We start from the raw sequence: 25,822 nt of genomic DNA, 5'->3' as shown, positions 1-25,822 counted from the left end.
GCGCAGCCGCGATCGCGCGGGCCGCGTCGCTGTGCCGGGCGGCCGAGGCCACCAACGAGCGCGCCACCCCGTCGGGCTCGGCGTCGCACAACTTGGGACCGTTGGGACCGTCGCCATAGAGCTGGATGACCTCGGGGACGTGCATGAGCAGTTCCGGGACGTACGCCGAGGTACCCAGTACGTGCATCAGCCGCTTGGCCACGGCACCCTCGTCACGCAGAGTGGCCAGGAACCATCGATGGTCGGCCATCGAGTCGCTCAGGCGGCGGTAGTTGAGCAGGCCCGCATCCGGATCGGGCGTGTCGGACAGCCAGTCCAGCAGCGTGGGCAGCAGTACCTGCTGGACCCGCGCGCGCCGCCCGGAGCCACCGGTCAATGCCACCAGATGGGTGATGGCACTCTGCGGCCCCTCGTAGCCGAGCGCGGCGAGCTGCCGCTCGGCGGCCTGTGTGCTCATGCCGACCGACAGCTCGACCTCGCTGGCCGAGACCGATTCCAGCAGCGGCTGATAGAAGAGCTTGGCGTGCAACCGCGACACCCGGTGGCTCTGCCGGCGCAGCTCCTCGCGCAACACCCCCAGTGCGTCGTGGGTGCCGTCGGGGCGCATGTGCGCGGCGCGGGCCAGCCAGCGCATCGCCTCGTCGTCGCCGATCTCGGGAAGCAGGTGGGTGCGTTTGAGTCGCTGCAGCTGGAGGCGGTGCTCCAGCAGCCGCAGGAACTCGTACGACGCGGTCATGTTGGCCGCGTCGTCGCGGCTGACGTATCCGCCCATCCCGAGCGCGGTCAGGGCGTCGACGGTGGAGGCGACGTGCAGCGAGTCGTCGTTGCGGCCGTGCACCAGCTGCAACAGCTGCACCGCGAACTCCACGTCGCGCAGGCCACCGGTCCCGAGTTTGAGCTCCCGCGACCGCACCGCGGCGGGCACCAGCTCCTCGACGCGGCGGCGCATCGCCTGCACCTCGGGCACGAAGTCCGCACGCTCGCAGGCCGTCCACACCATCGGCTCGAGCGCCTCGATGTAGCGCCTGCCCAGATCCATGTCGCCGGCGGCCGGCCTGGCCTTCATCAACGCCTGGAACTCCCAGGTCTTGGCCCACCGCTCGTAGTAGGCGATATGGGAGTCCAGGGAACGCACCAGCTGCCCCTGCTTGCCCTCCGGCCGCAACGCGGCATCCACCTCGAAGAACGCATCGGTGGCCAGCTGCATCATCTCCCCGGCGATCCGGGTGGCCAGTGCCACGCTGCTGTGCGAGCCGTCCCCGGTGACGAAGATGACGTCGACGTCGCTGACGTAGTTCAGCTCCCGGGCTCCGCACTTGCCCATCGCGATGACGGCCAGCGCGGGCGGGGTGGTGCCATCGCCGCACACCGAGCGGGTCACCACGCTCAGCGCGGCACCCAGCGCCGCGTCGGCGAGATCGGCGAGGTGTGCACCGACCTCGGTGAACCCCACCACCGGCTCGTTCTCCACGGTCGGGGCCAGGTCGAGGGCGGCCAGCACCAGGACACGGTTGCGGTAGACCACCCGCAGCGGCCCCACCGCCGCGGCGGCGTTGGCGTGCCGGCCGGCCTCGGCGGCGAACAGCTCGCGCAATTCCCCGGGGTCGGGCAGCTTGACGTTGCCGGCCAGCAGATGCCAGCTCTCGGGGTTAGCGATCAAGTGGTCACCGAATGCCAGCGAAGAACCCAGCACCGCGAACAGCCGCCCGCGCAGTCCGCGGTCCTTGAGCAGGGCGCCGTCGAGTTCGTCCCATCCGGCGCCCAGCGCCTCGGACAGCCGGACCACCGCACGCAGCGCGGTGTCGGCATCGGGCGCGCGGGACAGCGACCACAACAGTTCGATGTGCGCATCGGTGTTCCAGCCGAGCTGGTCGAGGTCGGCTTGCGCCGTCGGCCCCACCAGTCCGAGCCGCCCGACGCCGGGCAGCTTGGGGCGCTGCGTCGCGGGTTTGGCCACGCCTAGGAATGTAGTGCAGGCAGTGGCCGCCGCTGCCGAGGCTTCGGCGAAACGGCTACAGCGACAGGTAGGTCTTCAGCTCGAACGGGGTGACGTGGCTGCGGTAGTTCTCCCACTCGGTGCGCTTGTTGCGCAGGAAGAAGTCGAAGACGTGCTCGCCGAGCGCCTCGGCGACCAGCTCCGAGTCCTCCATCTCGGCCAGCGCGACCCCGAGGCTGCCGGGCAGTTCCTTGTAGCCCAGCGCCCGGCGCTCCTCCGAGGTCAGACTCCACAGGTTGTCCTCGGCCTGCGGTCCCAGCGTGTAGCCCTTCTCCACGCCCCGCAGTCCGGCGGCCAGCAGCACCGCGAAGGTCAGGTAGGGGTTGCACGCCGAGTCGGGGCTGCGCACCTCGATCCGCCGCGAGGACGCCTTGTGCGGCGTGTACATGGGCACCCGGACCAGCGCCGAACGGTTGGCCGCCCCCCATGAGGCCGCCGTCGGCGCCTCGCCGCCGTGGACCAGTCGCTTGTAGGAGTTCACCCACTGGTTGGTGACGGCGCTGATCTCGGTGGCGTGCTCGAGAATGCCTGCGATGAAGGACTTCCCGACCTCGGAGAGCTGCAGCGGATCGTCCGGGCTGTGGAAGGCGTTGTTCTCGCCCTCGAACAGGCTCATGTGGGTGTGCATCGCCGAGCCCGGGTGCTGGGCGAACGGCTTGGGCATGAACGAGGCCTGGACCCCGTCGCCGAGGGCGACCTCCTTGACGATGTAGCGGAAGGTCATCACGTTGTCGGCCATCGAGAGAGCGTCGGCGTAGCGCAGGTCGATCTCCTGCTGCCCGGGTGCGCCCTCGTGGTGGCTGAACTCCACCGAGATGCCCATCTGCTCGAGCGCGTCGATGGCGTGGCGGCGGAAGTTGGGGGCCGAGTCGTGCACGGCCTGGTCGAAGTAGCCGCCACTGTCCGCGGGCACCGGCTCGGTGCCGTCGTGCGGCCCGTGCTTGAGCAGGAAGAACTCGATCTCGGGATGCACGTAGCAGGAGAAGCCCAGGTCGCTGGCCCTGGACAGCTGGCGGCGCAGCACGTGCCGGGAGTCGGCCCACGACGGGGAACCGTCGGGCATGGTGATGTCGCAGAACATCCGGGCGGAGTGATGTTCGCCGGCGCTGCTGGTCCAGGGCAGCACCTGGAACGTCGAGGGATCGGGCCGGGCCACCATGTCGGCCTCGGACACCCGGGCGAAGCCTTCGATCGCCGAGCCGTCGAATCCGATGCCCTCTTCGAAGGCGCCCTCCAGCTCAGCGGGCGCGATCGCCACCGACTTGAGGAATCCGAGCACGTCGGTGAACCACAGCCGGACGAAGCGGATGTCACGCTCCTCTAGCGTGCGCAGCACGAATTCCTTCTGCCGATCCATGCCCGCAGCGTAGGTTCCGCCTGTTAAATCCGTGTTACGTCCGTTCGCCCCGGTCCACGGATTCGGTTACGTCTGATCAGGTGGCGGCATTCCAGACTCCCGGAGGTCAGCACCCACCCATGAGCAGTGACCGGCACCCGCTGACCCCTGCCGAGTTCCACACCATATACAGCAAAGTCCCGCGGCTGACCGTCGAGATCGTCATCAGATCCGAGGCCGGCGTCCTACTCACGTTGCGCAGCATCGGGCCCTGCTCCGGCTTGTGGCACCTACCTGGGGGGACGGCCCGTTTCGCCGAACCGCTGACCGACGCCGTACACCGGATCGCGGGCCGCGAACTGGGCATCGAGGTCGGCGCCGCCCATCCCCTCGGCTATATCGAGTACCCCAGCCACTACCAGAACGGACTGGACAGCCCGGTCGGCATCGTCTTCGAGGTCGACGACTACAACGGCCGCATCGAAGTCAACGACGAGGCCGAGCGGTTCGGCTGGTTCACCGAGTTACCGGCGGCGATGCACACCGAGCAGTCCGATTTCCTGGGCGCAACCTCGGCGGGCCGATTCGGGTGAGCGCCTGTCAGCACCACAGGTCGGCCGGCGGCAGCACCGAGTCGACGAGGAAGTCGACGATCGCCGTGTCGACGCAGGCGTCACCGTTGAACACCACGGTGTGCTGGGCGCCGTCGAAGCTGATCAGCGACGCCTCCATCTGCCGGGCCAGCGCGACGCCGGATTCGTACGGGGTGGCCGGGTCGCCCGTGGTGGACACCACGACGACCTTGCCGGGGCCCGGTGACGTCGCCGGAGCGGCCCGCGTCGTGGGAGGCACCGGCCACAACGCGCATTCGTCGCGCGGGGCGTAGCCGGTGAACTCGCCGTAGGACGTGAACGGGGACACCTCGCGGATGCGCCGGTCCGCCTCGGCCCACACCGCTGGATCGTCCGGATAGACAGCATCGACGCAGCGGATGGCGGTGAAGGCGTCCTGGCGGTTCTGGTAGTGCCCGGTCGAATCGCGCCGTTGATAGTCGTCGGCGAGCAGCAGCAGGTCGATCGGATCGGTGCCGCGCTGCAGCCCCAGCAGACCGCTGGTCAGGTAGGTCCAGTAGCGCGGCGAGTACAGCGCGCTGACGGTACCGGTGATGGCGTCCTGATAGCTCAGCGGACGCGGGTCCGAGGTCGGTGCGGGGTTGGCGACCAGCGGGTCGACCAGTTGCCGGAATCGGGCGACGAACTGGGCGGGGTCGGTGCCCAGCGGGCACTGTTCCGACTGCGCACAGTCCGCGGCGTACTTGTCGAAGGCCCGTTGGAACCCGGCCATCTGGTTGATGCTCTTGGTGATCGGGTCCAGGCTGGGGTCGATGGCGCCGTCGAGCACCATCGCACGCACCCGGTCGGGGTAGGTCTGGGCATAGGCGGCGCCCAGCTGGGTGCCGTAGGAGAAGCCGAGATAGTTGATCTGTTCGTCGCCCAGCGCAGCGCGGACCGCGTCCATGTCGCGCACGGCCGGCGCGGTGCCGACGTTGGCCAGGAAGTCCGCACCCATCCGGTTGAGGCACTGGGCGGCGAATTCGCGGTTGAGGTCCTCGATGTGGGCCACTCCGGCCGGGCTGTAGTCGACCATCGGCTCGGTCCGGTCGGCGTCGAACTCGGCGTCGGTGCGGCAACGCAGTTCCGGCGTCGAATGACCGACGCCGCGCGGGTCGATGCCGACCAGGTCGAAGCTGTCCGTGATCGGGCTGCCCGCCAGCGCCGCGGCCATCCCGGCGACGGTGTCGACGGCCGAAGCGCCGGGCCCCCCGGGGTTGACGACGAGCATGCCGATCTTGGGCCCCGCCGCCGGGACCCTGATCACCGCCAGCTGCGCCTGCGCCCCTTGAGGATTGGCGTAGTCAATCTGGCTGTCGACCGGGACCGCGACCGTCGCGCACTGCGCGGTGGGGACCCGCGAGACATCCCCGATCCACTCGGCGCACGAACGCCACGCCGGCTGCGGAGCCGCGCCGGCCGGCGGACACAGCACCGCCGCCACGACGACGAACGCCATCGACAGCCAGCCCACCCGCCACATGGCAGCCATGGTGACATGCGACCCGGACGCGGGTCTCCCTCTGGAACGCAACGGTGACCGGGCCGTTATCCGGCGTCGAGCTCGTAGGTCAGCCACGTCGATTTCTCGGCGCCCAGACCGTCGTAGAGCCGTTGCGCGGTCACATTGTCCGGCTCGGTCTCCCACACCAGCTTCGCCGCTGCCCGCTCGCGGCACTGCTGCAGACCCGCGGTGATCAGCGCGCGTCCGGCGCCGGACCCCCGCGACCGCGGGGTGACGAAAAGGTCGTTGAGCACGCCGACACGCGCGGCGTACAGGGTCTGCCATGACCAGAAGATCGTCGCAAAGCCCACCGGTGTTGCATCCGCGCCGCGTGCGATCAGCTGGACCCCTTCGGATGGCTCGGCGATCAGCGATCGCGACATCGCCGTGAGCCGCTCCTCGGCCGGGTCCACCCGGTAGAAGTCGCAGTAGGCCCGCATCATCGGCAACAAATCGGGCAGATCGGTTTCGTCGACGGTGGCGATGGTCAGCATCGAGTGCCGGCCGGCGGGACCGTCAAGTCGATCAGGTAGTTCGCCGCGATCTCGTCGATGCAGCTGTCGCCCTGCAGCACCACGGTGTGCTGAGTGCCTTCGTAGGTCACCAGGGTGCCGCCGAGCTGCTCGGCCAGGTCGACGCCGGCCTGGTACGGCGTGGCCGGATCATTGGTGGTCGACACCACCAGGATCGGCGGCAGCCCGTTGACCTGGATCTCGTGCGGGCTGCTGGTCGGCGGGACCGGCCAGAACCCGCAGGTCGACATCGGGGCGTAGCCGGTGAACTCGCCGTAGCTCATGAACGGCGCGGCCTCCCGGATCCGGCGATCCTGCTCGACGATCGTCTCGCGGTCGGTGATGGCCGGCTTGTCGACGCAGTTCACGGCAACCCGCGCGTCGGTCGAGTTGTTGTAGCGGCCCTCGGCGTCACGGCCCATGTACAGGTCGGACAGCGTGAGCATGGTGTCACCGCGCCCCTCCTCGAGCTCCTGGAGCCCCTGGGTGAGATGGCGCCACAGACTCGGCGAATAGAGCGGCAGGATGGTCCCGACGACCGCGTCGTTATAGCTGAGCCCGCGCGGGTCGGTGGTGTCGGCCGGGGTCTCGACCAGCGGGTCGACCAAGGAGTGGTACACGTCGACGGCCTTGTCCGGGTCGGTGCCCAGCGGGCAGTCCGGGCTCTGCGCGCAGTCGGCGGCGTAGTCGTCGAACGCCTGCTGGAACGCCGCGGCCTGGCGGACGTCGGCTTCGATCGGGTCGGCGTTCGGGTCCACCGCACCGTCCAGGATCATCGCGCGGACCCGTTCCGGATAGGCCTCGGCATAGCCGGCACCGATGCGGGTGCCGTACGAGTAACCGAGATAGGTGAGCTTCTCGTCGCCCAGCGCGGCCCGGATCGCGTCGAGATCCTTGATCACGCTGACGGTTCCGACGTTGGCCAGGAAGTCCTTGCCCATCTTCTCGACACAGCGGTCGACGAACTGCTTGGTCTGCTCCTCGATGTGCGCCACACCCTCGGGCGTGTACTCCACCACGTTGTCCGCGCGCAGCCGGTCGTTGTCCTCGTCGCTGTTGCACCACAGCGCCGGAGTCGAGTTCGCCACCCCCCGCGGGTCGAATCCCACCAGGTCGAACCGCTCCCGCACCGATTCGGGCAGCGTCGCGGCCATCGACGCCGCCGCCTTGACCCCGGACTCCCCCGGTCCGCCGGGGTTGATGATCAGCGAGCCGATCTTGTCCCCGGTCGCGGGGAACCGCATCATGGCGATCTGGGCGACCTCACCGTTGGGGTCCTCGGCGTTGTCCCAGTTGACCGGCACCGACAACAACCCGCACTCGGCACCGGGCGGGATGCGCGACTCGTCCGACGAGCCGACCTGGCACGGAGCCCACTGGATCGGTGTTCCCGGCCTGGGCACCGCGATCCGCGCGCGGCCTTCCACCACCGTGCTGCAACCGGCGACCAGTAACGCCGCGGTGATCAGTGCTAGACCGGATCGAACGACCCCGGTGGTGAGCCTCATGGCACCACATGCTGCCATGAACCGGCATCGGCCCTGGCGAGGCGGCTACCGAGTCGCGTCGAGCAGCTCGTCGAGGGCCCGCTCGAAGGCGTCGGCCATGTCCCAGAGGTCGGGCAGCAGTTCCGGGCAGGACACGATTCCGACGTCGAGGTTCCCCGACAGGGACATCACCGTCATGTTCAGCCCCGAGCCGTGGAAGACCGGGCCCAGCGGGTACATGCCGGTGACCTCACACCCCAGCAGGTACAGCGGTACCTGGGGTCCGGGGACGTTGGACACGACGAGGTTGTGCACCGGCCTGGCGCCGGACAGCCGGCTGCTGGCGTAGACGCGCATGGCGGCCCCGAACACTGCCGGCGCGGCGAACTGGGTCCAGTCCTGCAGCAGCGTCGCCGCGATAGCCGAACTATGCTGCTTGGCAACGGAATTGGCGGCAGCAATGGCCTTGAGACGTTCGGCGGGGCCTTCGATGCTGGTCTCCAGCCGGGAGAACATCCCCGAGACCTGATTGCGGCCGGGCCGGTCCGACTTGTCGTGCACCGACACCGGCACCATCGCGACCAGCGAGTTGGCCGGCAGCTCGCCGCGGTCGAGCAGGTAGTTCCGCAGCACGCCGGACACCAGCGCCATCACCACGTCGTTGACCTTGACACCGAAGTGGTTCTTGACCTTCTTGATGCCCTCGAGGTCGAGCTGGGCGAAGGCCACGTTGCGATGCCCGGTCACGTTGGCGTTGAACGCGGTCTGCGGCGCCGCGAACGGGGGCGCCATCGCCAGGCCGTTGCGGGCCCGCTTGACCGTGTCGACCACCGAGGACACCGTCATCGGCACGACGTTGGCCAGCTTCAACGGCCGGGTCGCGAACCGGACGGCGCCGCTGATCGCGATCTCCAGGTCGCTGCCGTCCCCGGACCCGTCGACCGGGTCGGGCGGCGGCGCGTCCGGCTCGGTCGTGCACAGCTTCGACATCAGGTTTGCTCCGGTGACGCCGTCGACGGCGGCGTGGTGCACCTTGGTCATCACCGCGATGCGCCCGCCGTTGTGGGCGTCGGTTCCGGCGACGTTCTCGATCACCCACATCTCCCACAGCGGGCGGGTGCGGTCCAGCGGCAGCGAAGCGATGTGCCCGGCGATCTCGGCGAGCTCGGTGCGCCCGCCCGGGGAGGGCAGCCCGATGCGGTGCAGGTGGCGGTCGACGTCGAAGTCCTTGTCCTCCACCCACACCGGGTGATCCAGATTGAATCTGTTGTCGGCCACCTTGTCCCGGAACTCCGGCATCGCCTTGATCCGCTGGGTCAGGCCGTCACGCAGCCGGTCGAAGGTGTAGCCGCCCGGCATCGTTGCCGTGTCGAGTTCGAGGATCGAGCACACATGCAGCGGCTGTGCGGCCGATTCCAGATACAGGAAACTTGCGTCGAGTCCGCTGAGCCTTTGCATGCCGCCGATCGTATGCGGGTCCGCGGCCGGTGTGAGCGATTCCACTTAACGCGCCGTTCAACTTCTGGTGACGTGGTGGCAGACTGAAGGCGTCAGCGAAACCCGGGGACCAGTTCTTTCGGCCTCGAGGATTCGAACGACCCACCCGATGAGGGGACAACGATGTCTGAGCAGACCGTATACGGTGCTGTCGCCGATTCGACCGAAGCGCCACCTGCCGCCCCGCGGACGAAGGTGCGCACCCACCACCTGCACAAGTGGAAGGCCGAGGGCCACAAGTGGGCCATGCTGACGGCCTACGACTACTCCACCGCCGCCGTGTTCGATCAGGCCGGCATCCCGGTGCTGCTGGTCGGCGATTCCGCCGCCAACGTCGTCTACGGCTACGACACCACTGTGCCGGTGACGATCGACGAGTTGATCCCGCTGGTGCGCGGCGTGGTGCGGGGCGCACCGCATGCGCTGGTGGTGGCCGATCTGCCGTTCGGCAGCTACGAGGGCGGGCCGGCGCAGGCCCTGCAGACGGCGACGCGCTTCCTCAAGGAGACCGGAGCCCACGCGGTGAAGCTCGAGGGCGGCGAGCGGGTCGTCGACCAGATCGCCGCGGTGAGCGCGGCCGGTATCCCGGTGATGGCGCACATCGGCTTCACCCCGCAGAGCGTCAACGGCCTCGGAGGCTTCCGGGTGCAGGGCCGCGGCGACGCCGCCGAGCAGACCATTCACGACGCGATCGCGGTCCAGGAGGCCGGCGCGTTCGCCGTGGTCATGGAGATGGTCCCGGCGGAGTTGGCCACCCAGATCACCGGCAAGCTGACGGTCCCGACCGTCGGTATCGGCGCCGGCCCCAACTGCGATGCGCAGGTGCTGGTCTGGCAGGACATGGCCGGAATGACCACCGGCAAGACCGCGAAGTTCGTCAAGCGCTTCGGTGCTGTCGGTGACGAATTACGCCGCGCGGCAAGCGACTACGCCAGCGAGGTGGCGACCGGGACGTTCCCGGCCGAGCAGCACTCCTTCTAGGTCAGCCGAACTCCGCTTTGCGCTTGGCGAGGAACGCATCCACGCCTTCGCGTCCCTCGGCGGACTCGGCGCGCTCGGCGATCAGTCGTGCCTCGAGCTCCATCTGCTCCTCGAGTCCGTTGCCGAAGGTGCCCAGCAGCAGGGCCTTGACCCCGCCGTTGGAGCCGGCGGCGGTCGCGGCCATCTGGGTGGCCAGTTCGTCGGCGCGCGAACTCAGTTCGCTGTCGGCCACCACCTCGGTGACCAGGCCCCACCCCAGCGCCTCCTGCGCTGAGAGGGTGCGGTTGGTGAGCATCAGCTGTTTGGTCTTGGCCATGCCGATCAGGCGGGGCAGGTAGTACGACGAGCTGCCGTCCGGGCTGAGCCCGACGCGGGTGTAGGCCATGGTGAACGACGCCGATTCGGCGGCGAGGACGAGATCGCCGGTGACGGCCAGCGAGAAGCCTGCGCCCGCCGCGGTGCCGTTGACCACGGTGATCACCACGGCGTCCATCCGTGCGAACGTCGAGATCGCGCGGTGCAGGTCGTTGGCGACCCCCTTGATCTGGGCGCCGCGGCTCTCCGCCGCGGCGAACTCCTTCAGATCACCGCCGGCGCAGAAGAACCGCCCGGCGCCGGTCAGCACCACGACCTTGGTGCCGGGGCGGTCACAACGCGCTGCGGCGTGGGCCAGCTCACCGGTCAGCGCGGCGTTCATGCCGTTGGCCGCGTCCGGTCGGTTCAGGGTGATCCGGGCGATGGGTCCGGCCTGCTCGAAGGCGATGGTCTGGTAGTCACTCACAGCCTGGACTGTAACGCCGGCCAGCTGGCGGCCGCGCCCGCGGGCCCTCGGGTTCACCCGAATATGGCACGCTATGGGTCCCCGCCCCGCCCCGGACAAAGGTGACCATGGCTCCAAAATCGCCCGAAACCTCCAGGTACACGGAGACCGAGCGCAAGTTCGAGGTTGTCGAGTCCACCGTGACGCCCTCGTTCGAGGGTCTGTCCTCCGTCGCACGGGTCGAGCGGGCACCTGCCCAGGCCCTCGACGCCGTCTACTTCGACACGCCGGGCCGGGATCTGGCCCGTCACAAGATCACGCTGCGCCGGCGGACCGGCGGCTCGGATGCCGGCTGGCATCTGAAACTGCCCGCCGGCGCGGACACCCGCACCGAGGTGCGGGCTCCGCTGGAGGGCGGGGATGTTCACGACGTTCCCGATTCGCTTCGCGACGTGGTGCTCGCGATCGTGCGGGACCGCCCGCTGGCGCCGGTGGCGCGGATCAGCACGTCCAGGAGCATCGAGATGCTCTACGGGCCCGGGGGCTACGCGGTCGCCGAGTTCTGCGACGACCAGGTCACCGCGAGCGCGGCGGGCGGCGACGAAGTGCAGTGGCGGGAGTGGGAACTCGAACTGGCCGAGGGCGCCGACCCCGCGCTGCTGGACCGGCTGTCCAACCGGCTGTTCGACGCCGGAGCGGTGCCCGCCGGGCACGGATCGAAGCTGGCTCGCGTGCTCGACTCCAGCGGCCCGGCCGAACAGGGCTCGGCGCACGTGTCGTCGGATCCGCTGCACCGCGCGGTGGCCGGCAACGTCGAAGAACTGCTGGAATGGGACCGCGCGGTCCGGTCCGACGTCTACGACTCGGTGCACCAGATGCGGGTGACGACCCGCAAGATCCGCAGCTTGCTGCAGTCCTCGGAGGGCTCGTTCGGCATCGCGGACGACGACTGGGTGCTCGACGAGCTGCGCCAACTGGCCGCGGTGCTGGGGGTGGCACGCGACGCCGAGGTGCTCGCCGAGCGCTACGAGCACGCCCTGGACGCGTTGCCGGCCGCCAATGTTCGTGGACCCGTGCGCGAGCGACTGGTCGACGGGGCCAAGAAGCGCTACCAGACCGGTTGGAGGCGATCTCTGGCGGCGATGCGGTCGCAGCGCTACTTCCGTCTTCTCGACGCGCTGGAGGCTCTCACAGCCGCCGAGCCTCCGCCACCGGCTCCCGGTGAGCAGCGGCCCGCCGACGCGACGATCGACTCGGCCTACAGCCGGGTCCGCAAGGCCGCCAAGGCCGCCCGGGAGGCCGCAGCCGATCCGGACGTCGACAGCGACGAGGTGCTGCACCGGATCCGCAAGCGTGCCAAACAACTCCGCTACACCGCCGCGGCCACCGGCCAGAACAAGGTGGCCGGCCGCGCGAAGGTGATCCAGACCCTGCTCGGCGACCACCAGGACAGCGTGGTCAGCCGTTCGCACCTGAGCCGGCAGGCCGACATCGCGCACGCCGCCGGGGAGGATACGTTCACCTACGGACTGCTCTATCAGCAGGAGGATGACCTCGCCCGGCAGTGTGAGGCTCAGATCGAGGACGCGCTCAAGGATCTCGACAAGTCCGTGCGCAGCTCCTCGAGGGGCGGATGAGCTGGCCTGTAAGCCGGATTCTGTTCCGCACCGCCGCAGAAGACCACGGCGGCGAGGCGGCGACCATCCATCTGGACACACCGTTGCCGGGTGCCTCGAGCGGCCTACCCGCAGGCTCGGGCGAGCTACCCTCGAGCGCCTGCGCGACCGCAACCGGGTTGCGGCCTTCTTGGCCTTGCTTCGGGTGGGGTTTGCCGAGCCACCCCGGTCACCCGGGATGCTGGTGCGCTCTTACCGCACCGTTTCACCCTTACCACCGCGAGGGTGGCGGTCTGTTTTCTGTGGCACTTTCCCGCGAGTCGCCTCGGATTGCCGTTAGCAATCACCCTGCTCTGTGAAGTCCGGACTTTCCTCGACACCCGGGGGTGCCGCGGCCGCCCAGCCAGCTCATCCGCTCTAACACGGTACTGGTTGGGACGCCGATTCCGGAAACGGCGACCCGCGATTCAGTTCACGCTCGGCCTTGATGCGTGCGGCGGTCTCGGCGGCCCGGGTGCGGTGTCGCCGGGGCATCATCGTGGTGCGCCCTGGGCCGGGCGGGGGCGCCGCGCCGGGTGGCGGCAGATCGGCGGTGGTGGTGTCCCACGTGGGGAAGTACAGCCGACTCCCTGGGCGGGTCATGTAGGTGCGCCCATCCGGTGCGGTCCAGACAACGGTGCCGTCGGGGTACTGGGTGTCGCACCACCCGCCGGGTCCGCCGTAGAAAGTCTTCATCAGGTGATGGGTACGGCACTTGCAGTTCAGGTTCGACGGATGGGTCGGCCCCGTCGGCCACGGGACGACGTGGTCGATGTCGCACCGCTCGGCGGGCACGTCGCAGCCAGGGAAGCGGCAGAACAGATCGCGGGCGCGGACGAACTCGGCCAGCACGGCCGACGGCCGGTAGCGCGGTTCGGCGTCTCCGGAGGGCACTACCAATTGCTTGATCAGCGCTCCGCCGCGAATCGCCTCGGCCAACGCCACCGGGGGTAGCGCGCCTTTACCCGGCAGCAGCGCGGTTCCACGCCGCGACGGGGCGGGGGTGGCCACCGGACTCTGCGCGGTGGGACCGCTCCCGGCGGTGACGATCGTATGGGCGGCCTGCACGGCGGCCTGGTCGGCAATGACCCGGATAACGACGTTCGAGGAGGGCTGTTCGCCCGCGGCCGGGCAGCACGGGGACCCACACCGGCAGGCCAGCCGGTCGTTGCCGTTGGCCAACGCACCCAGGGCGTCGGCGCGTCGCTCGCCGGTCGAACGCGGATCGGCGTCACAGACCTGCGCCGTCATCGCGGTGACCGTACGTTCGAGTACCGCGGCGTCGGTGGCCGACAGTCGGCCCCAGATCGCGGTGATCTCGTCGGCGTCGTCGCAAGCACCGATGTTCAGCTCCCGGGTGCGGAGGTTGTCCCGGCTCCGGCGCACAGCGTCAGGATCATGGGCGGCGATGACCGCGTCGATCGCCGTCTGCATCTTGGTCTGCGAAAGCGGGCCGAATCGCGCTGCGGCAGCAGCCAACTGGGTGTCGACCACGGCGATCAGTTCGTCGCTGTCGATCAGGTTGGTGCGCCAGGTGAGCTGCGAGACCAGCCGGGCGTCGATGTCGCCACGGCGGAACAGTTCGGCGACCGCGGGGAGCCGATCGCGCAACGCGACCGCCTGGTGCATCTGACCCGAGGCCCGGCGGTGGCCGATGTTCAGCGCCGCACCGACGCGCGCGGCGGTGCCGTCCCACGGATCGAACGCCCAGTGGCCCCGCTCGTCGTCCTCGTCGACGGTGCGGTGTACCAGTTCGGCGATGGCGGCCAGCCGGCGTGCCGCGATGACCGCTTCTTGCCGGCGCAGGTCCTCGATCGTGCCCACCAACGCGTCATCGGCGACGTCGGCGAACATCGACTCGAACATGCGTTCGATCTTACCGTGCTCGACCGACATCTTCCGGCGTGCCGGTCACCACAGTTCACCGAAATGCGTGCGGATGCGCCTGCGAGTAGATCTACTGTGCGGTGCGTTCGCGTGACGCGACGCCCGGCGGCGCCGGTGCACGACGAGGTGCCCCAGCCAGTCATGAAAGTGACCGCAAAGGAGCGCCTGGAATGTCCGATCCGACCAACCCCTACGGCGGCCGCCCGGGCGGCGGGATCAGCCTGCCCGACTACTTCCGGCCGTGGCCTGCGATCACCAACCGCAACATGTTCCTGCCGGGCACCGAGGTGCTGCCCGAACACGAGATGCGGGTGACGTTTCTGGGCAGCTCGCCGTGGCCGCCCAACGGGCTGCAGAAGGGAACCTCGATCCTGGTCGAGCTCGGCAACGGCACCGATCAGCCGCGCCGGTTCTTCTTCGACCTGGGCAACGGCAGCATCGGCCATGCGATCGCACTTCAGGTGCCCGCGGCGCTGATCAACGACATCTTCATCAGCCACCTGCACACCGACCATTTCGCCGACCTGCCCTACATGTATCCGTTCCGGGCGTTCTCCGGCGGTTTCGAACCGTTGCGGGTGTACGGCCCGTCCGGCCGTACCCCGGAGTTGGGTACCGCGGCGATGGTCGAGAACATGCGCAGGATGAATCGCTGGCACGAGGAGAATTTCAACGCGATCCCGGTGGGTGACGGGCTGGAGATCGAGGTGCACGAGTTCGACTGGACCGAGCGCAACGGTGTCTGCTACCAGCGCGACGGGGTCACGGTGCGGCACTGGCCGCGATCCCACGTCAAGGACGGCGCCTCGGCGTACCGGCTGGACTGGGAGGACGCCGGGCTGTCGTTCGTCTGGACCGGCGACGGGCGACCCGACGAGCTGTCGGTGCAGTACGGCGCGGGCGCCGACCTGTTCGTCACCGAGGGCACCATCGACACTCCCTGGCTCACCGGGCTCAAGGTGGGCGCCCCGGCCAAGCTGTGGGAGTACTCGATGGACATCTTCCACACCCCGTACTACGCGGCGGGCTACATGTTCGCCCAGGCTCAGCCCCGGATGGCGGCGGTCTGTCACTTCGAGTGGAGCGACGACGCGCTCATGGCCGAATCGGTGGCCGAGATCCGTTCCCACTGGGACGGGCTGTTCATGTTCGGGTTCGACCTCAATGTCGTCAACATCACCAAGGACGCCATCTGGTCGCGTCAGGCCGTTCTGCCCAACGGCGCCGCACCCGCCTCGATGGACCCCCGCTGGTTCGTCGGCCCCGGCGAACCGCTGCCGGAGTCGATCGCGCTGCCCACCCCGCGCAGCCCGCGGGAGGACCAGCAGGAGCAGTTCGTCCGTGATCTGGAAATCGATCCGGAGAAGTACTATCCGCCCGACACTTTCCGGGTGCCGACGCAGTCGTGGCCGGGTGTCACGATCAACCCGCGGGAGATGCTGGCCCAGCGTGGGATCGAACTCGACCCGCAATGGCGTAAGCCCTGATGGAGTCCGAGGCCCGGCTGCTGGCGGCCGCTCCGCGCACCCCGGCCGCGCCGAGCCGCGGACCGGTGCCGATCACGCTGCTGACCGGGTTTCTCGGGGCCGGCAAGACCACGCTGCTCAACCGGATCCTGACCGGCGGGCACGGGTTGCGGGTCGGCGTGCTGGTCAACGATTTCGGGGCGGTCAACATCGATGCGGCACTGGTGCACAGCGTCGAGGAGAACACCATCAGCCTGGCCAACGGATGCGTGTGTTGCGAGATCCGCGACGACCTCGTGGCGTCCGTCGAAGGTCTGCTCGACCGGCCCGAGGCGCTCGACTACGTGATACTGGAAGCCAGCGGGATAGCCGACCCGGCGGGCATCGTGATGACGTTCCTCGACGCCCGGTATGCCGGCCTGCTGCGCATCGACAGCGTCATCTGCCTCGTCGACGCCGAGGGTCTGTTCCGCGACGGCGACGACGATCGGCTCACCGCGCTGAAACTGCGCCAGATCGCCTTCGCCGACCTGGTCGTGCTCAACAAGACAGACCTCGTCGGAGTTGTCCACATCGAGGTGATCCGCGACTGGATCGACCTGCACATCAAGCGGATCCGCATCATCGAGGCGGTCCGGGGCGATGTCGCGCTCGACGCGCTGCTCGGTGCGGGGCGCTTCGACCCGAGCCGAATCCCGGCCCTACCCGACCCTGCTGTGCAGCGCGACGGTCCCCCGCTCGACCGCTGGAGCCACCGCACCCGGGACCGGTTCCGCGGCGAGGCGCTGCAGCGCATGGTCAGCCGGGAACTCCCCGCCTCGGTCTACCGGTGCAAGGGAGTCATCTACACCACCGACTCCGACGCGCCGCACTCACTTCAGGTCGTCGGCCGGCGCTGCGACATCACCCCCGTCGAACTCGACCGGCCGGCCTCGGAGCAGACCAGTGAGATCGTGGCGATCGGCAGGCGGATCGACGCAGCGGAGCTGTACCGCCTCTTCCAGACGTGCGCCGTGACCGCTGCCGCGCAGCCGGCCCCGGACTGACCGCGCCGGGTTCCCGGCAACACCGTCGCCACCGACGCGGCCTGTGGGTGCGCATGAGAAAATCGGCATGCGTCGGCGATGTCGCAGTACCGCTTGTTGCCTGCCACCCGAGGAGAGCGCCGTGGGTGATCGCATCGATGCCTCAGCCCTGGTCCTCGACCGCGGCGACGAGGTTCACCACCGTCTGCGGCGGTCCGTGGCGGTGCTGCGCCAGATGGTCGATTCCGGGATGTTCACCGGGCACGAGGACTCGATGGGGATGGAGGTCGAACTCGACCTCGTCGACCCGCTGGGGCGACCACGGCTGATCAACGACGCGGTGCTGGCCCGGCTGAACCGCTCGGACATGAAACACGAGCTCGGACAGTTCAACGTCGAGTTCAACTTCGCCCCGCACCGGCTGGCCGGCACGGTGCTGCGGGACAGCCACAAGATCCTGTCCGAGGTGCTCGACACCTCCGCCGGCCGGATCGCCCCGCTGGGCGCCAGGCTGCTGTCCGTCGGCACGCTGCCCACCGCCGGGGCCGATCATGTGACCGTGGAGCGGCTCTCGAACAACCCGCGCTACGCCCTGATGAGCCGGCGGATCCGGGCCCTGCGCCACCGCCCGCTGCGGGTCCACATCACCGACGGCACCGAGCCGTTGGACTTCGCGCCCGAGTCGGTCACCCCCGAGGCCTGCGCGACCAGCCTGCAGCTGCATCTGCGGGTGGCCCCCGAGCAGTTCCCGGACTACTACAACGCCGCCCAGCTGATCGCCGGGGCCCAGGTGGCGGTCGCGGCCAATTCGCCGTTCCTGCTCACTGCGCAGGCCTGGCAGGAGTCCCGGATCCCGTTGCTGGAACAGCTCTTCGACACCCGCCGGCCCGGCGAGGTCAAAGCTCACGCGGCGGCCCGGGTCGAGCTCGGCGAAGGCTGGGTCGACGACCCGGTGCAGCTCTTCGACGACCTCGTGCGCATCTACCCGCCGCTGTTCCCGACGCTCGAGGACGAGGATCCCGATGCGGTCTTCGCCGCCGGACGGGCCCCGGCGCTGCACGAGCTGCGGCTGCACAACGGCACCATCTGGTGGTGGAACCGTCCGGTGTACGACGTGCAGGCGGACGGCCCGCAGCTGCGCATCGAGAACCGGGTGCTGCCCAGCGGGCCGACGGCGATCGACATGATCGCCAACGCGGCCTTCTACTACGGCCTGCTCCGCGCTGTCGTGGACGGCGCGACCGCCGGTGAGGCCCCGTGGCGCCAGACACCGTTCGAGCGGGCCGCACGCGATCTGCACCGCGCGGCGCGCGACGGCCTGGCGGCGCGACTGAGCTGGTTCGGCGCCGACCACGACGTCGAGCCGCTGATGCGGGACACGTTGCTGCCGGCGGCTGCGGCCGGACTCGACGCGTGGGGCGTGCACGGGGCCGACCGCGACCACTACCTCGGGGTGATCGAGCAGCGGGTCCGGCTCGGGCGCACCGGCGCCGCCTGGCAGACCGAGACGGTGCGCCGCCTGCAGCAGCGCGGCGCCGCGCGCATCACCGCGTTGCACGAGATGACCCGCCGCTATGTGGAGAACGCCCACACCGGCGCGCCGGTACACGAATGGCCGCTACCGTGAGCGGCGCAGCACGATCACGTTGTCGGTAAGCACCGCCGACTGCCCGTCGGGGCCGACCGCTTCCCGCTCCACCGCCTCGGCGCGCAACCGGTCCCACTGCCCGGCACCGAGATCGATCGAGTCGACGACCGCACCGGCGGTGGGGAATTCGTGGTCGTGGGCGGCGGGGTCGGCCCACGGCGGCGCCGCAGCGTGATCGACGATGAGCAGCGTCCCACCCGGTGCCACGGCGCGTGCCGCGCGGGCGAAGATCCGTTGCCGGTCCAGGTGCACCATCGAGTGCAGGAATTGCGCCGACACCAGGTCGAACTCCCCTTCCGGGAAGTCCTCGGGCAGGTTCATCTGGGCGAAACTCGCCCGGTCGGCGAGACCTCGCGCCTGCGCCTCGGCGCCGGCCCGGCCCACCGCGGTCTCGGAGATGTCGACGCCGACCACGTCCCAGCCACGCTCGGCGAGCCAGATCGCGTCGGCGCCCTCACCGCACCCGAGGTCGAGTGCCCGTCCCGGCCGGAGCTGCCCGGCGACGTCGGCGAGGCGGGCGTTGACGCGTCCGCTCCAGATCCGGTCCCGCTCGCCGTAGCGGCCCTCCCAGTGCTGCTTGGCGTCCGCGCTGCTGTCTTCTGATGTGGTCATCGTTCCTCCGTGATGGTTGACATGATCGAAGCCGCCGCCGCCGAACCCGCCGCGATCGCGGCGGCGACCTGCGGCATCGGTGCGCAGATGTCTCCGGCGGCGAATGTCCCCGGTACCGAGGTCTGGTACATCGCGTCGACCTCGACGGCCTCGGGCGAAGCCGGGCTCACCGCCGCGAGCGTCACGCCCAGCTGTTCGGCGAGACTGCTGCGTTGCCGCAACGTCGTGGACACCAGCAGTGCGCGCCGCGCACATCGGGTGCCGTCGGCGAAGACCACCGCCTCCAGTTCGCCGCCGCTCGAGGCGAATTCGGCTACCGCACGCTCGTCGACGGGTATCCCGGCGGCGGCCAGGCGGGCCCGGCCGTCGCCGCTGAGGACGGCCGGGCCGTCGGTCAGCAGCATCACGTCGTCGCTCCACCCGCGCAGCAGGGTCGCCATGTGCACGGCGCGCTCCCCCTGGGCGAGCACGGCCAGCGGCTGATCGCGAACCTCCCAGCCGTGGCAGAACGGGCAGTGGAACACCGAGCGCCCCCACAGTTCGTCCAAGCCCGGTATGGCAGGCGACTCGTAGCGCATGCCGGTGGCCAGCAGGATGTGCCGGGTGGTCGCGGTCTCGCCGTCGGCCAGCCCGACCCGGAAGCCGGCACCGGCGGCGGTGGCGTCCACCACGTCACCCGCACGCACCTGCACCGACGGATAGCCGGCCAGTTCGGCTCGGGCCCGCGCATACAGCTCGGCGGGCGCGACGCCGTCGAAACCCAGCAGTCCGCCGATTCCGTGCGCGGCCAGGTTGCTCTGCGCGCCCGCGTCGATCACCAGGGTGTGCCGGCGGGCCCGGCCCAGCACCAGTGCGGCACTCAGCCCGGCGGCACCACCACCGACGACCACGCATTCCCATCGCTCGTCCATGCCACGAGCTTGCCCGCACCCCCGCTCGATGCCAAGATGTTTTGCCATGGAGGCAAACGACGGGGATGTCGACGCCCGGGTCCGCAAGCGGCTGCGCGAGTTGCGGTTACAGCGCGGCATGACGCTCGACGACGTGGCCACCCGCTCGGCGATCGACGTCTCCACACTGAGCCGCCTCGAGTCCGGCAAGCGGCGGCTGGCCCTCGACCACCTGCCCCGGCTGGCGTCGGCGTTGTCGGTCAGCGCCGACGAGCTGCTGCGCGCACCCGACGTCGAGGATCCCCGGGTGCGCGGCGGCGCACACACCCGCAACCAGATCACCTTCTGGCCGTTGACCGGCAACGGCCCGGCCGGCGGCCTGCACGCCTACAAGATCCGGATCAGCGCGCGGCGGCGCACACCGCCTGCCGACCTACCGATCCACGAGGGCTACGACTGGATGTACGTGCTGTCCGGCCGGTTGCGGCTGCTGCTGGGCGAGCGCGACTTCACCATCACACCCGGTGAGGCCGTCGAGTTCTCGACCTGGACGCCGCACTGGTTCGGGGCCGTGGACGGCCCGGTCGAGGCCATCACGCTGCTCGGCCCGCATGGCGAGCGGCTACACCTGCACAGCGATCACAGATAGGCGGTCTGGTTCACCAGCCGCACCGAGGCCGCCCCGTCGGGGTAGAACTCCGCGATGGACAGCGACGCGAGATCCAGGTGCAGCCGGTAGAGCATCGCCGGGCCGGCGTCCAGTGCCAGGCGCAGCAGCGTCTTGATCGGGGTCACGTGCGAGACCACCAGCACCGTCTTTCCGGCGTACCGGCTGATGATCCACTCCTGAGCGGCGGCGATGCGCGCCGCGACAGCGTCGAAGCTCTCCCCCCGCGGCGGCGACACCGCGGTGTCGCGCAGCCAGCGCCCGTGCAGCTCCGGGTCGCGTTCGGCCGCCTCGCCGAACGTCAGCCCCTCCCAGTCACCGAAGTCCGTCTCGGTCAGGTTCTCGTGCACGGTGACGTCGCGGTCCAGCGCCTTGGCCGCCGCCGTGGCCGTGTCGTAGGCGCGCTGCAGCGGCGAGGACAGCACCGCGTCGATTCCGCCCCGCTGCCCCAGATAGCGTGCCGCCGCGTCCGCCTGCCGGGTGCCGAGTTCGGTCAGCGCCGGGTTGCCGCGACCGGAGTAGCGGCGCTCCACCGACAGCGGGGTCTGCCCGTGACGCAGCAACAACAGTCGGGTGGGTGCGCCCTGCGCGCCCGTCCAGCCGGCCGGGTTGGTGACCACTTCGGTCTTCGGCGCCGGATCGGCGGGCTCGGCTGTCCCGGGGGCCCCGGCGGCCTCCGACTCACCGCCGGCAGCGGCGTCCATGGCCTGGTTGGCCAGCCGGTCGGCATCGGAGTTCCGGGCCCGCGGGATCCACGTGTAGCGCACCCGGTCGAAGCCTCGGGAAAGCTCGGCGGCCTGCCGGTGCAGCGGCGCGAGGTCGGGGTGTTTGACCTTCCAGCGGCCCGACATCTGCTCGACCACCAGCTTGGAGTCCATGAACACCTCGACATCGGTGGCGCCCAGGCCCGCGGCGGCTTCCAGGCCGGCGAGCAGCCCCCGGTACTCGGCGACGTTGTTGGTGGCCGTGCCGATCGCCGACTTCACCTCGGCCAGCACCGATTCGCGGTCGGCGTCCCACACCACCGCGCCGTAGCCGGCGGGCCCGGGATTGCCGCGCGAACCGCCGTCGGCCTCGACCCGAACCCTCATCCGCCGGACACCTTGACGCGCAACAGGATCGCCGAGCACTCCGGGCACTGCAGCACCTCGTCGTCGGCGGCGGCGGCGATCCGCGCCAGCTCCCCCTTGTCGATCTCGATCCGGCAGGCTCCGCACCGCCGGCCCTGCAGCGCACCGGCGCCCACACCGCTGCGGGCCCGCTGGCGTTCGTAGAGCGCTACCAGCGCGTCATCGATGCCGGCCACCAGCTCCTCGCGCCGTGACTGCGCCAACGAGCTGCGGTGCGCCAGGTCGGAGCGGGCCTGATCGCAGAAGCGCTGCGCGTCGGTCACCGCGGTCTGCAGGTCGTCGATGCCGGCCAGCTCACGGTCGCGCTCTGCGGCGAGCTCCTCGCGCCGCTCCATCACCTCGAGCAGCGAGTCCTCCAGACTCGACTGCCGCCGCTGCAGCGTGTCGAGCTCGTGCTGCAACTCGGTGAGCTGCTTGGGGTCCAAGGTTCCGCCGGCGAGCAGCGCCCGGTCGCGGTCCTCCCGCTGGCGCACCCCGTCGATCTCGGTCTCGGATTTGCCGACCACCGCGTCGACGTCCTCCAGCGCCAGCTGCACCGCGGCCAGCCGGTCGTTGGCTTCGCGCAGCGCACCGCGGGCGGTGTCCAGCGCCGACTGCTCGGGCAGATTCTTCGTCCGGTGTTGGATCCGGCTCATCTCGGCGTCCAACTCGGCCAGTTCCAGCAGCGACCGCTGCTGTGACACGTCAGCTTTCATGCACTGCTTTCCTCGATGTTCCAGGGGTCGGTGCGCAGGTCGCAGACCGTCACCGGCAGCGAGGCGCCGAAGTGGCCCCGCAGCAGGTCGGCCGCCTGTCCGCACCACGGGTACTCGCTGGCCCAGTGTGCGACGTCGACGAGCGCGACGTCGGAGACGCGGCGGTGCTCGTCGGCGGGATGGTGTCGCAGGTCGGCGGTGACGTAGGCCTGCACGCCGGCCCGGGCGACGGTGGCCAGCAGCGAGTCGCCGGCGCCGCCGCACACCGCTACCCGGGACACCGGCGCCGCACCGTCTCCGCTGGCGCGCACCCCCCAGGAGGTGGCCGGCAGGCCGGCACGCACCCGGGCCACGAAGGCCGACAGCGGCTCGGGCTCGGGTAGCTCGGCGATCCGGCCCAGGCCGACGTCGCCGGCCGGGGTCTGCAGCGCCAGGATGTCGAACGCCGGTTCCTCGTAGGGGTGGCCGGCGCGCAGCCCGGCCAGCACCTCGGAGCGGCGCGCCGCCGGGGCGACCATCTCGATCCGCTGCTCGGAGACCTGTTCGACGGTGCCGACCTGCCCGATCGCCGGGGAGGCCCCGTCGTGGGGCAGGAACTGCCCGGTGCCGGTCACGCTCCAACTGCAGTGCGAGTAGTCGCCGATGTGACCGGCACCGGCGGCGAACATCGCCGCGCGCACCGCCTCGACATCGGTGGTGGGCACGAACACCACCCACTTGTCCAGCGCCGGGCCCGCCGGCGCCGGGTCCAGCACGTCGCAGACCTGCAGCCCCAGCGCCGCGGCCAGGGCGTCCGAGACCCCCGGCGCGGCGCTGTCGGCGTTGGTGTGGGCGGTGAACAGCGCGCGCCCGGTGCGGATCATCGAGTGGATCAGCGCGCCCTTCGCCGAGTCCGCCGACACCGAGTCGACCCCGCGCAGCAGCAGCGGATGGTGCGCCAGCAGCAGCCCGCCCTCCGGGACTCGCGCCACCACCTCGGGGGTCGCGTCGACCGCGACCGTCACCGACTCGACGACCTCGGCCGGGTCGCCGCACACCAGGCCGACCGAATCCCAGCTCTGTGCGAGCGCGGGCGGATAGGCCGCGTCGAGCACGTCGATGACGTCGCCGAGTCGAGTTGCCACATCACGACACTAATGCGCGGGTCCAACCGCCCCGGGCACCGACCGTTGACCGATTGCGGACCACGCGGGCGATTCAGGGACAATGGAGCCGTGACGGACACGCTGGGCAGCATCGGCACCACGACGCGGGTGGACCGCGGCGACCTGGTGATCTTCGATCTGGACGGAACGCTGACCGATTCGGCCGAGGGCATCGTCGCCAGCTTCCGGCATGCGCTGCACGCCGTGGGCGCGACCGCTCCCGACGGTGACCTGGCCGCCAGGATCGTCGGGCCCCCGATGCACATCACGCTGGGCCAGCTGGGTCTCGGCGAGCAGGCCGACGCCGCGATCGCCGCCTACCGCGCCGACTACACCGCCCGGGGATGGTCGATGAACAGCCCGTTCCCCGGGATCACCGAGCTGTTGGCCGACCTGGGGGCCGCCGGCGTGCGGCTGGCCGTGGCCACGTCGAAAGCCGAGCCGACCGCCCATCGGATCCTCACCCATTTCGGCCTGGACAGTCACTTCGAGGTGATCGCCGGAGCCAGCCCGGACGGCTCCCGCTCCGCGAAGGCCGAGGTGCTGGCCCACGCCCTGGCCCAGCTGGACCCGCTGCCCGAGCGGGTGGTGATGATCGGTGACCGCTCGCACGACGTCGAGGGCGCCGCCGCGCACGGCATCGGCACCATCGTGGTCGAGTGGGGCCACGGCCACCAGGATTTCCAGGACGGCGACAGCGGAGCCGTCGCCCACGTGGCGACGGTCGACGAGCTGCGGACGGTGCTGGGTGTCTGATCGATCGGTGCGCCTGCACGTCACGTTCATCTGCTCGGGCAACATCTGCCGCTCCCCGATGGCCGAGAAGATGTTCGCCCACCAGCTCGGCGAACGGGGGCTGGCCGACGTCGTCCGCGTGACCAGTGCGGGCACCGGCCACTGGCACGAAGGTGAGCCGGCCGACCGGCGGGCCGGCCACGTGCTGCGCGAACACGGCTATCCGAGCACCCACCGGGCGGCGCAGCTCGACGACGATCACCTGGCCGCCGACCTGATCGTGGCGCTGGGCCGCAACCACTTCCGGATGCTGCAGGAGCTGGGGGTTCCGGCCGAGCGGCTGCGGATGCTGCGCGCGTTCGACCCGAGATCGGGCGCACACACCCCGGACGTCGAGGACCCCTACTACGGCGGCCAGAGCGACTTCGAGGACGTCTTCACGGTGATCGAGGCGGCGCTTCCCGGGCTGCACGACTGGGTGGACGACCGGCTGGCCGGCACGGAGCAGGTCGGCTGATGCGGCGCTGGGCCTTTCTGCTGCGTCCGCAGTGGCTGGCGCTCTACGTCGTGGTGGCGGTCTTCGCCTACCTGTGCTTCACCGTGCTGGCGCCGTGGCAGCTGGGCAAGAACACCCAGACCTCCCGGGAGAACGCGCAGATCTCACGGTCACTCGACGCCGAGCCGATGCCGCTGTCGGCGGTGCTGCCGGGCCAGGACTCGGCCGCCCCCGACGACCAGTGGCAGCGGGTGACGGCGACCGGCCGGTATCTGCCGGACGGGCAGGTGCTGGCCCGGCTGCGCTCGGTCGAAGGCGATCCGGCCTTCGAGGTGCTGGCGCCGTTCCAGGTCCAGAACGGCCCGACGGTACTGGTCAACCGCGGATACGTGCGTCCGGTCAACGGATCCCGGGTGCCCGCCATCGACCCGGCCCCCTCCGGGACGGTGACCATCACCGCCCGGCTGCGCGATCCGGAACCGGTGGCGACGAACAAGGATCCGTTCACCGCCGACGGTGTCCAGCAGGTGTATTCGATCAACATCGATCAGATCTCGGCGCTCACCGGGGTCCCGCTGGCCGGCTCGTATCTGCAGCTGGTGGCCGATCAGCCGGGCGGGCTCGGGGTGATCCCGCTGCCCCATCTGGACGCCGGACCGTTCCTGTCCTACGGCATCCAGTGGATCGCGTTCGGGATCATCGCGCCGATCGGCGTCGGCTACTTCGTCTATTCCGAGCTCAAGGTGCGCCGCCGCGAACGCGAGGAGGCCGCCGCCCGCGAGGACGCCGCGTCCGCCGACAACCCGGCACCGCTCACCACCGAGCAGAAGCTCGCCGACCGCTACGGGCGGCGACGCTGACCCAGGCCATCGCGACGGCCGCGGCCAGCAGCTGAACCGCCCGCGACAACCGCACCGCCCGCGCCAGATCGCCGACCTCGGGGATGCGACCGTCGCCGAGCGTCGGGCGGATCTCCAGCTCGTGGGCGTACTGGGTGGGCCCGCCCAGGCGCACGCCGAGCCCCCCGGCGAACGAGGCCTCGGCCACCCCGGCGTTGGGGCTTGGATGTTTGGCCGCGTCGCGGCGC

At 70.2% G+C, this 25,822-nt stretch carries 24 protein-coding genes and 1 other RNA gene; 10 read left to right on the top strand and 15 right to left on the bottom strand.

Going from position 1 to position 25,822, the window contains the following annotated elements:
- The coding region (locus ACXAID_RS16485) for a bifunctional [glutamine synthetase] adenylyltransferase/[glutamine synthetase]-adenylyl-L-tyrosine phosphorylase (protein WP_475023286.1) at positions 1–1,957 on the bottom strand (1,957 nt) is incomplete at its 3' end.
- A 55-nt stretch (positions 1,958–2,012) separates the two neighbouring features.
- Positions 2,013–3,353, bottom strand: coding sequence for a type I glutamate--ammonia ligase (gene glnA / locus ACXAID_RS16480; protein WP_475023285.1), 1,341 nt, complete (start codon positions 3,351–3,353; stop codon positions 2,013–2,015).
- Between the two features lie 119 nt (positions 3,354–3,472).
- Between glnA and ACXAID_RS16475 the strand changes: the two genes are divergently transcribed.
- Positions 3,473–3,925 carry an NUDIX hydrolase gene (locus ACXAID_RS16475; protein WP_475023284.1) on the top strand — a complete coding sequence of 151 codons (453 nt, stop codon included), beginning with the start codon at positions 3,473–3,475 and terminating at the stop codon, positions 3,923–3,925.
- Positions 3,926–3,932: 7 nt separating this feature from the next.
- Here ACXAID_RS16475 and ACXAID_RS16470 read toward each other — a convergent pair whose 3' ends face one another.
- The 4 genes from ACXAID_RS16470 to ACXAID_RS16455 are packed head-to-tail and all read right to left on the bottom strand — an operon-like array spanning position 3,933 to position 8,904.
- On the bottom strand, positions 3,933–5,435 hold the full coding sequence (locus ACXAID_RS16470; RefSeq protein WP_475023283.1) for an alpha/beta hydrolase: 1,503 nt from the start codon (positions 5,433–5,435) through the stop codon (positions 3,933–3,935).
- A 56-nt stretch (positions 5,436–5,491) separates the two neighbouring features.
- Positions 5,492–5,941: an N-acetyltransferase family protein gene (locus tag ACXAID_RS16465; protein WP_475023282.1), complete on the bottom strand. Its 450-nt coding sequence runs from the start codon at positions 5,939–5,941 to the stop codon at positions 5,492–5,494.
- Entirely contained in the window at positions 5,935–7,467 is a 1,533-nt protein-coding gene (locus ACXAID_RS16460) for an alpha/beta hydrolase (RefSeq protein ID WP_475023281.1), read from the bottom strand. Before ACXAID_RS16460 ends, ACXAID_RS16465 begins: the two co-directional genes overlap by 7 nt.
- A gap of 45 nt (positions 7,468–7,512) precedes the next feature.
- A complete protein-coding gene (locus ACXAID_RS16455) occupies positions 7,513–8,904 on the bottom strand; it encodes a WS/DGAT/MGAT family O-acyltransferase (protein WP_475023280.1) in 1,392 nt (463 codons plus the stop codon).
- Positions 8,905–9,066: 162 nt separating this feature from the next.
- Between ACXAID_RS16455 and panB the strand changes: the two genes are divergently transcribed.
- The gene (gene panB, locus ACXAID_RS16450) at positions 9,067–9,924 is read left to right on the top strand and encodes a 3-methyl-2-oxobutanoate hydroxymethyltransferase (protein ID WP_475023279.1); all 858 of its coding nucleotides are present in this window, start codon (positions 9,067–9,069) and stop codon (positions 9,922–9,924) included.
- A gap of 1 nt (position 9,925) precedes the next feature.
- Here panB and ACXAID_RS16445 read toward each other — a convergent pair whose 3' ends face one another.
- The gene (locus tag ACXAID_RS16445; protein WP_475023278.1) at positions 9,926–10,705 is read right to left on the bottom strand and encodes an enoyl-CoA hydratase/isomerase family protein; all 780 of its coding nucleotides are present in this window, start codon (positions 10,703–10,705) and stop codon (positions 9,926–9,928) included.
- Between the two features lie 107 nt (positions 10,706–10,812).
- Here ACXAID_RS16445 and ACXAID_RS16440 point away from each other — a divergent pair, with 107 nt between their 5' ends.
- Complete coding sequence (locus ACXAID_RS16440; protein WP_475023277.1) at positions 10,813–12,321, top strand: CYTH and CHAD domain-containing protein; 1,509 nt, start codon at positions 10,813–10,815, stop codon at positions 12,319–12,321.
- On the opposite strand, the gene rnpB is transcribed toward ACXAID_RS16440, so the two are convergent.
- Positions 12,315–12,711: RNase P RNA component class A (rnpB, locus tag ACXAID_RS16435), an RNA gene on the bottom strand. The genes ACXAID_RS16440 and rnpB overlap by 7 nt on opposite strands.
- A 6-nt stretch (positions 12,712–12,717) precedes the next feature.
- Complete coding sequence (locus ACXAID_RS16430) at positions 12,718–14,205, bottom strand: HNH endonuclease signature motif containing protein (protein ID WP_475023276.1); 1,488 nt, start codon at positions 14,203–14,205, stop codon at positions 12,718–12,720.
- A 191-nt stretch (positions 14,206–14,396) separates the two neighbouring features.
- On the opposite strand from ACXAID_RS16430, the gene gntH reads away from it, so the two are divergent.
- The 3 genes from gntH (at position 14,397) to ACXAID_RS16415 (ending at position 18,344) form a co-directional block, all read left to right on the top strand.
- Positions 14,397–15,713 (top strand): guanitoxin biosynthesis MBL fold metallo-hydrolase GntH, encoded by a 1,317-nt coding sequence (gntH, locus tag ACXAID_RS16425; protein ID WP_475023275.1) that lies wholly within the window; start codon positions 14,397–14,399, stop codon positions 15,711–15,713.
- Positions 15,713–16,738: a CobW family GTP-binding protein gene (locus ACXAID_RS16420; protein WP_475023274.1), complete on the top strand. Its 1,026-nt coding sequence runs from the start codon at positions 15,713–15,715 to the stop codon at positions 16,736–16,738. Before gntH ends, ACXAID_RS16420 begins: the two co-directional genes overlap by 1 nt.
- Before the next feature lie 121 nt (positions 16,739–16,859).
- Positions 16,860–18,344, top strand: a complete 1,485-nt coding sequence (locus ACXAID_RS16415; protein ID WP_475023273.1) for a glutamate-cysteine ligase family protein — start codon at positions 16,860–16,862, stop codon at positions 18,342–18,344.
- On the opposite strand, the gene ACXAID_RS16410 is transcribed toward ACXAID_RS16415, so the two are convergent.
- Positions 18,336–18,977 carry a class I SAM-dependent methyltransferase gene (locus ACXAID_RS16410; RefSeq protein ID WP_475023272.1) on the bottom strand — a complete coding sequence of 214 codons (642 nt, stop codon included), beginning with the start codon at positions 18,975–18,977 and terminating at the stop codon, positions 18,336–18,338. The genes ACXAID_RS16415 and ACXAID_RS16410 overlap by 9 nt on opposite strands.
- Positions 18,974–19,888 carry an NAD(P)/FAD-dependent oxidoreductase gene (locus ACXAID_RS16405; protein WP_475023271.1) on the bottom strand — a complete coding sequence of 305 codons (915 nt, stop codon included), beginning with the start codon at positions 19,886–19,888 and terminating at the stop codon, positions 18,974–18,976. Before ACXAID_RS16405 ends, ACXAID_RS16410 begins: the two co-directional genes overlap by 4 nt.
- A 46-nt stretch (positions 19,889–19,934) precedes the next feature.
- Between ACXAID_RS16405 and ACXAID_RS16400 the strand changes: the two genes are divergently transcribed.
- Complete coding sequence (locus ACXAID_RS16400) at positions 19,935–20,516, top strand: helix-turn-helix domain-containing protein (RefSeq protein WP_475023270.1); 582 nt, start codon at positions 19,935–19,937, stop codon at positions 20,514–20,516.
- Here the strand turns inward: ACXAID_RS16400 and ACXAID_RS16395 are convergent.
- Genes ACXAID_RS16395 through ACXAID_RS16385 form a run of 3 tightly spaced genes read right to left on the bottom strand, consistent with a single transcriptional unit; the run spans position 20,507 to position 23,483 of the window.
- Complete coding sequence (locus ACXAID_RS16395; protein ID WP_475023269.1) at positions 20,507–21,625, bottom strand: bifunctional RNase H/acid phosphatase; 1,119 nt, start codon at positions 21,623–21,625, stop codon at positions 20,507–20,509. The two genes, ACXAID_RS16400 and ACXAID_RS16395, sit on opposite strands and share 10 nt — an antisense overlap.
- On the bottom strand, positions 21,622–22,359 hold the full coding sequence (locus ACXAID_RS16390; RefSeq protein WP_475023268.1) for a zinc ribbon domain-containing protein: 738 nt from the start codon (positions 22,357–22,359) through the stop codon (positions 21,622–21,624). The genes ACXAID_RS16395 and ACXAID_RS16390 overlap by 4 nt, the downstream gene beginning before the upstream one ends.
- Positions 22,356–23,483 (bottom strand): Nif3-like dinuclear metal center hexameric protein, encoded by a 1,128-nt coding sequence (locus ACXAID_RS16385; protein ID WP_475023267.1) that lies wholly within the window; start codon positions 23,481–23,483, stop codon positions 22,356–22,358. Before ACXAID_RS16385 ends, ACXAID_RS16390 begins: the two co-directional genes overlap by 4 nt.
- 90 nt (positions 23,484–23,573) lie before the next feature.
- Here ACXAID_RS16385 and ACXAID_RS16380 point away from each other — a divergent pair, with 90 nt between their 5' ends.
- The 3 genes from ACXAID_RS16380 to ACXAID_RS16370 are packed head-to-tail and all read left to right on the top strand — an operon-like array spanning position 23,574 to position 25,595.
- Positions 23,574–24,260: an HAD-IA family hydrolase gene (locus ACXAID_RS16380; RefSeq protein WP_475023266.1), complete on the top strand. Its 687-nt coding sequence runs from the start codon at positions 23,574–23,576 to the stop codon at positions 24,258–24,260.
- The gene (locus ACXAID_RS16375) at positions 24,253–24,756 is read left to right on the top strand and encodes a low molecular weight protein-tyrosine-phosphatase (protein ID WP_475023265.1); all 504 of its coding nucleotides are present in this window, start codon (positions 24,253–24,255) and stop codon (positions 24,754–24,756) included. The genes ACXAID_RS16380 and ACXAID_RS16375 overlap by 8 nt, the downstream gene beginning before the upstream one ends.
- A complete protein-coding gene (locus tag ACXAID_RS16370) occupies positions 24,756–25,595 on the top strand; it encodes an SURF1 family cytochrome oxidase biogenesis protein (protein ID WP_475023264.1) in 840 nt (279 codons plus the stop codon). Before ACXAID_RS16375 ends, ACXAID_RS16370 begins: the two co-directional genes overlap by 1 nt.
- Here the strand turns inward: ACXAID_RS16370 and ACXAID_RS16365 are convergent.
- A partial coding sequence (locus ACXAID_RS16365; protein ID WP_475023263.1) for a cobalamin biosynthesis protein occupies positions 25,549–25,822 on the bottom strand: 274 nt, incomplete at its 5' end. The genes ACXAID_RS16370 and ACXAID_RS16365 overlap by 47 nt on opposite strands.

It is taken from the genome of Mycobacterium sp. ABE4_509, from assembly GCF_056160785.1.
This window is presented reverse-complemented; position numbering and strand designations above follow the sequence as displayed.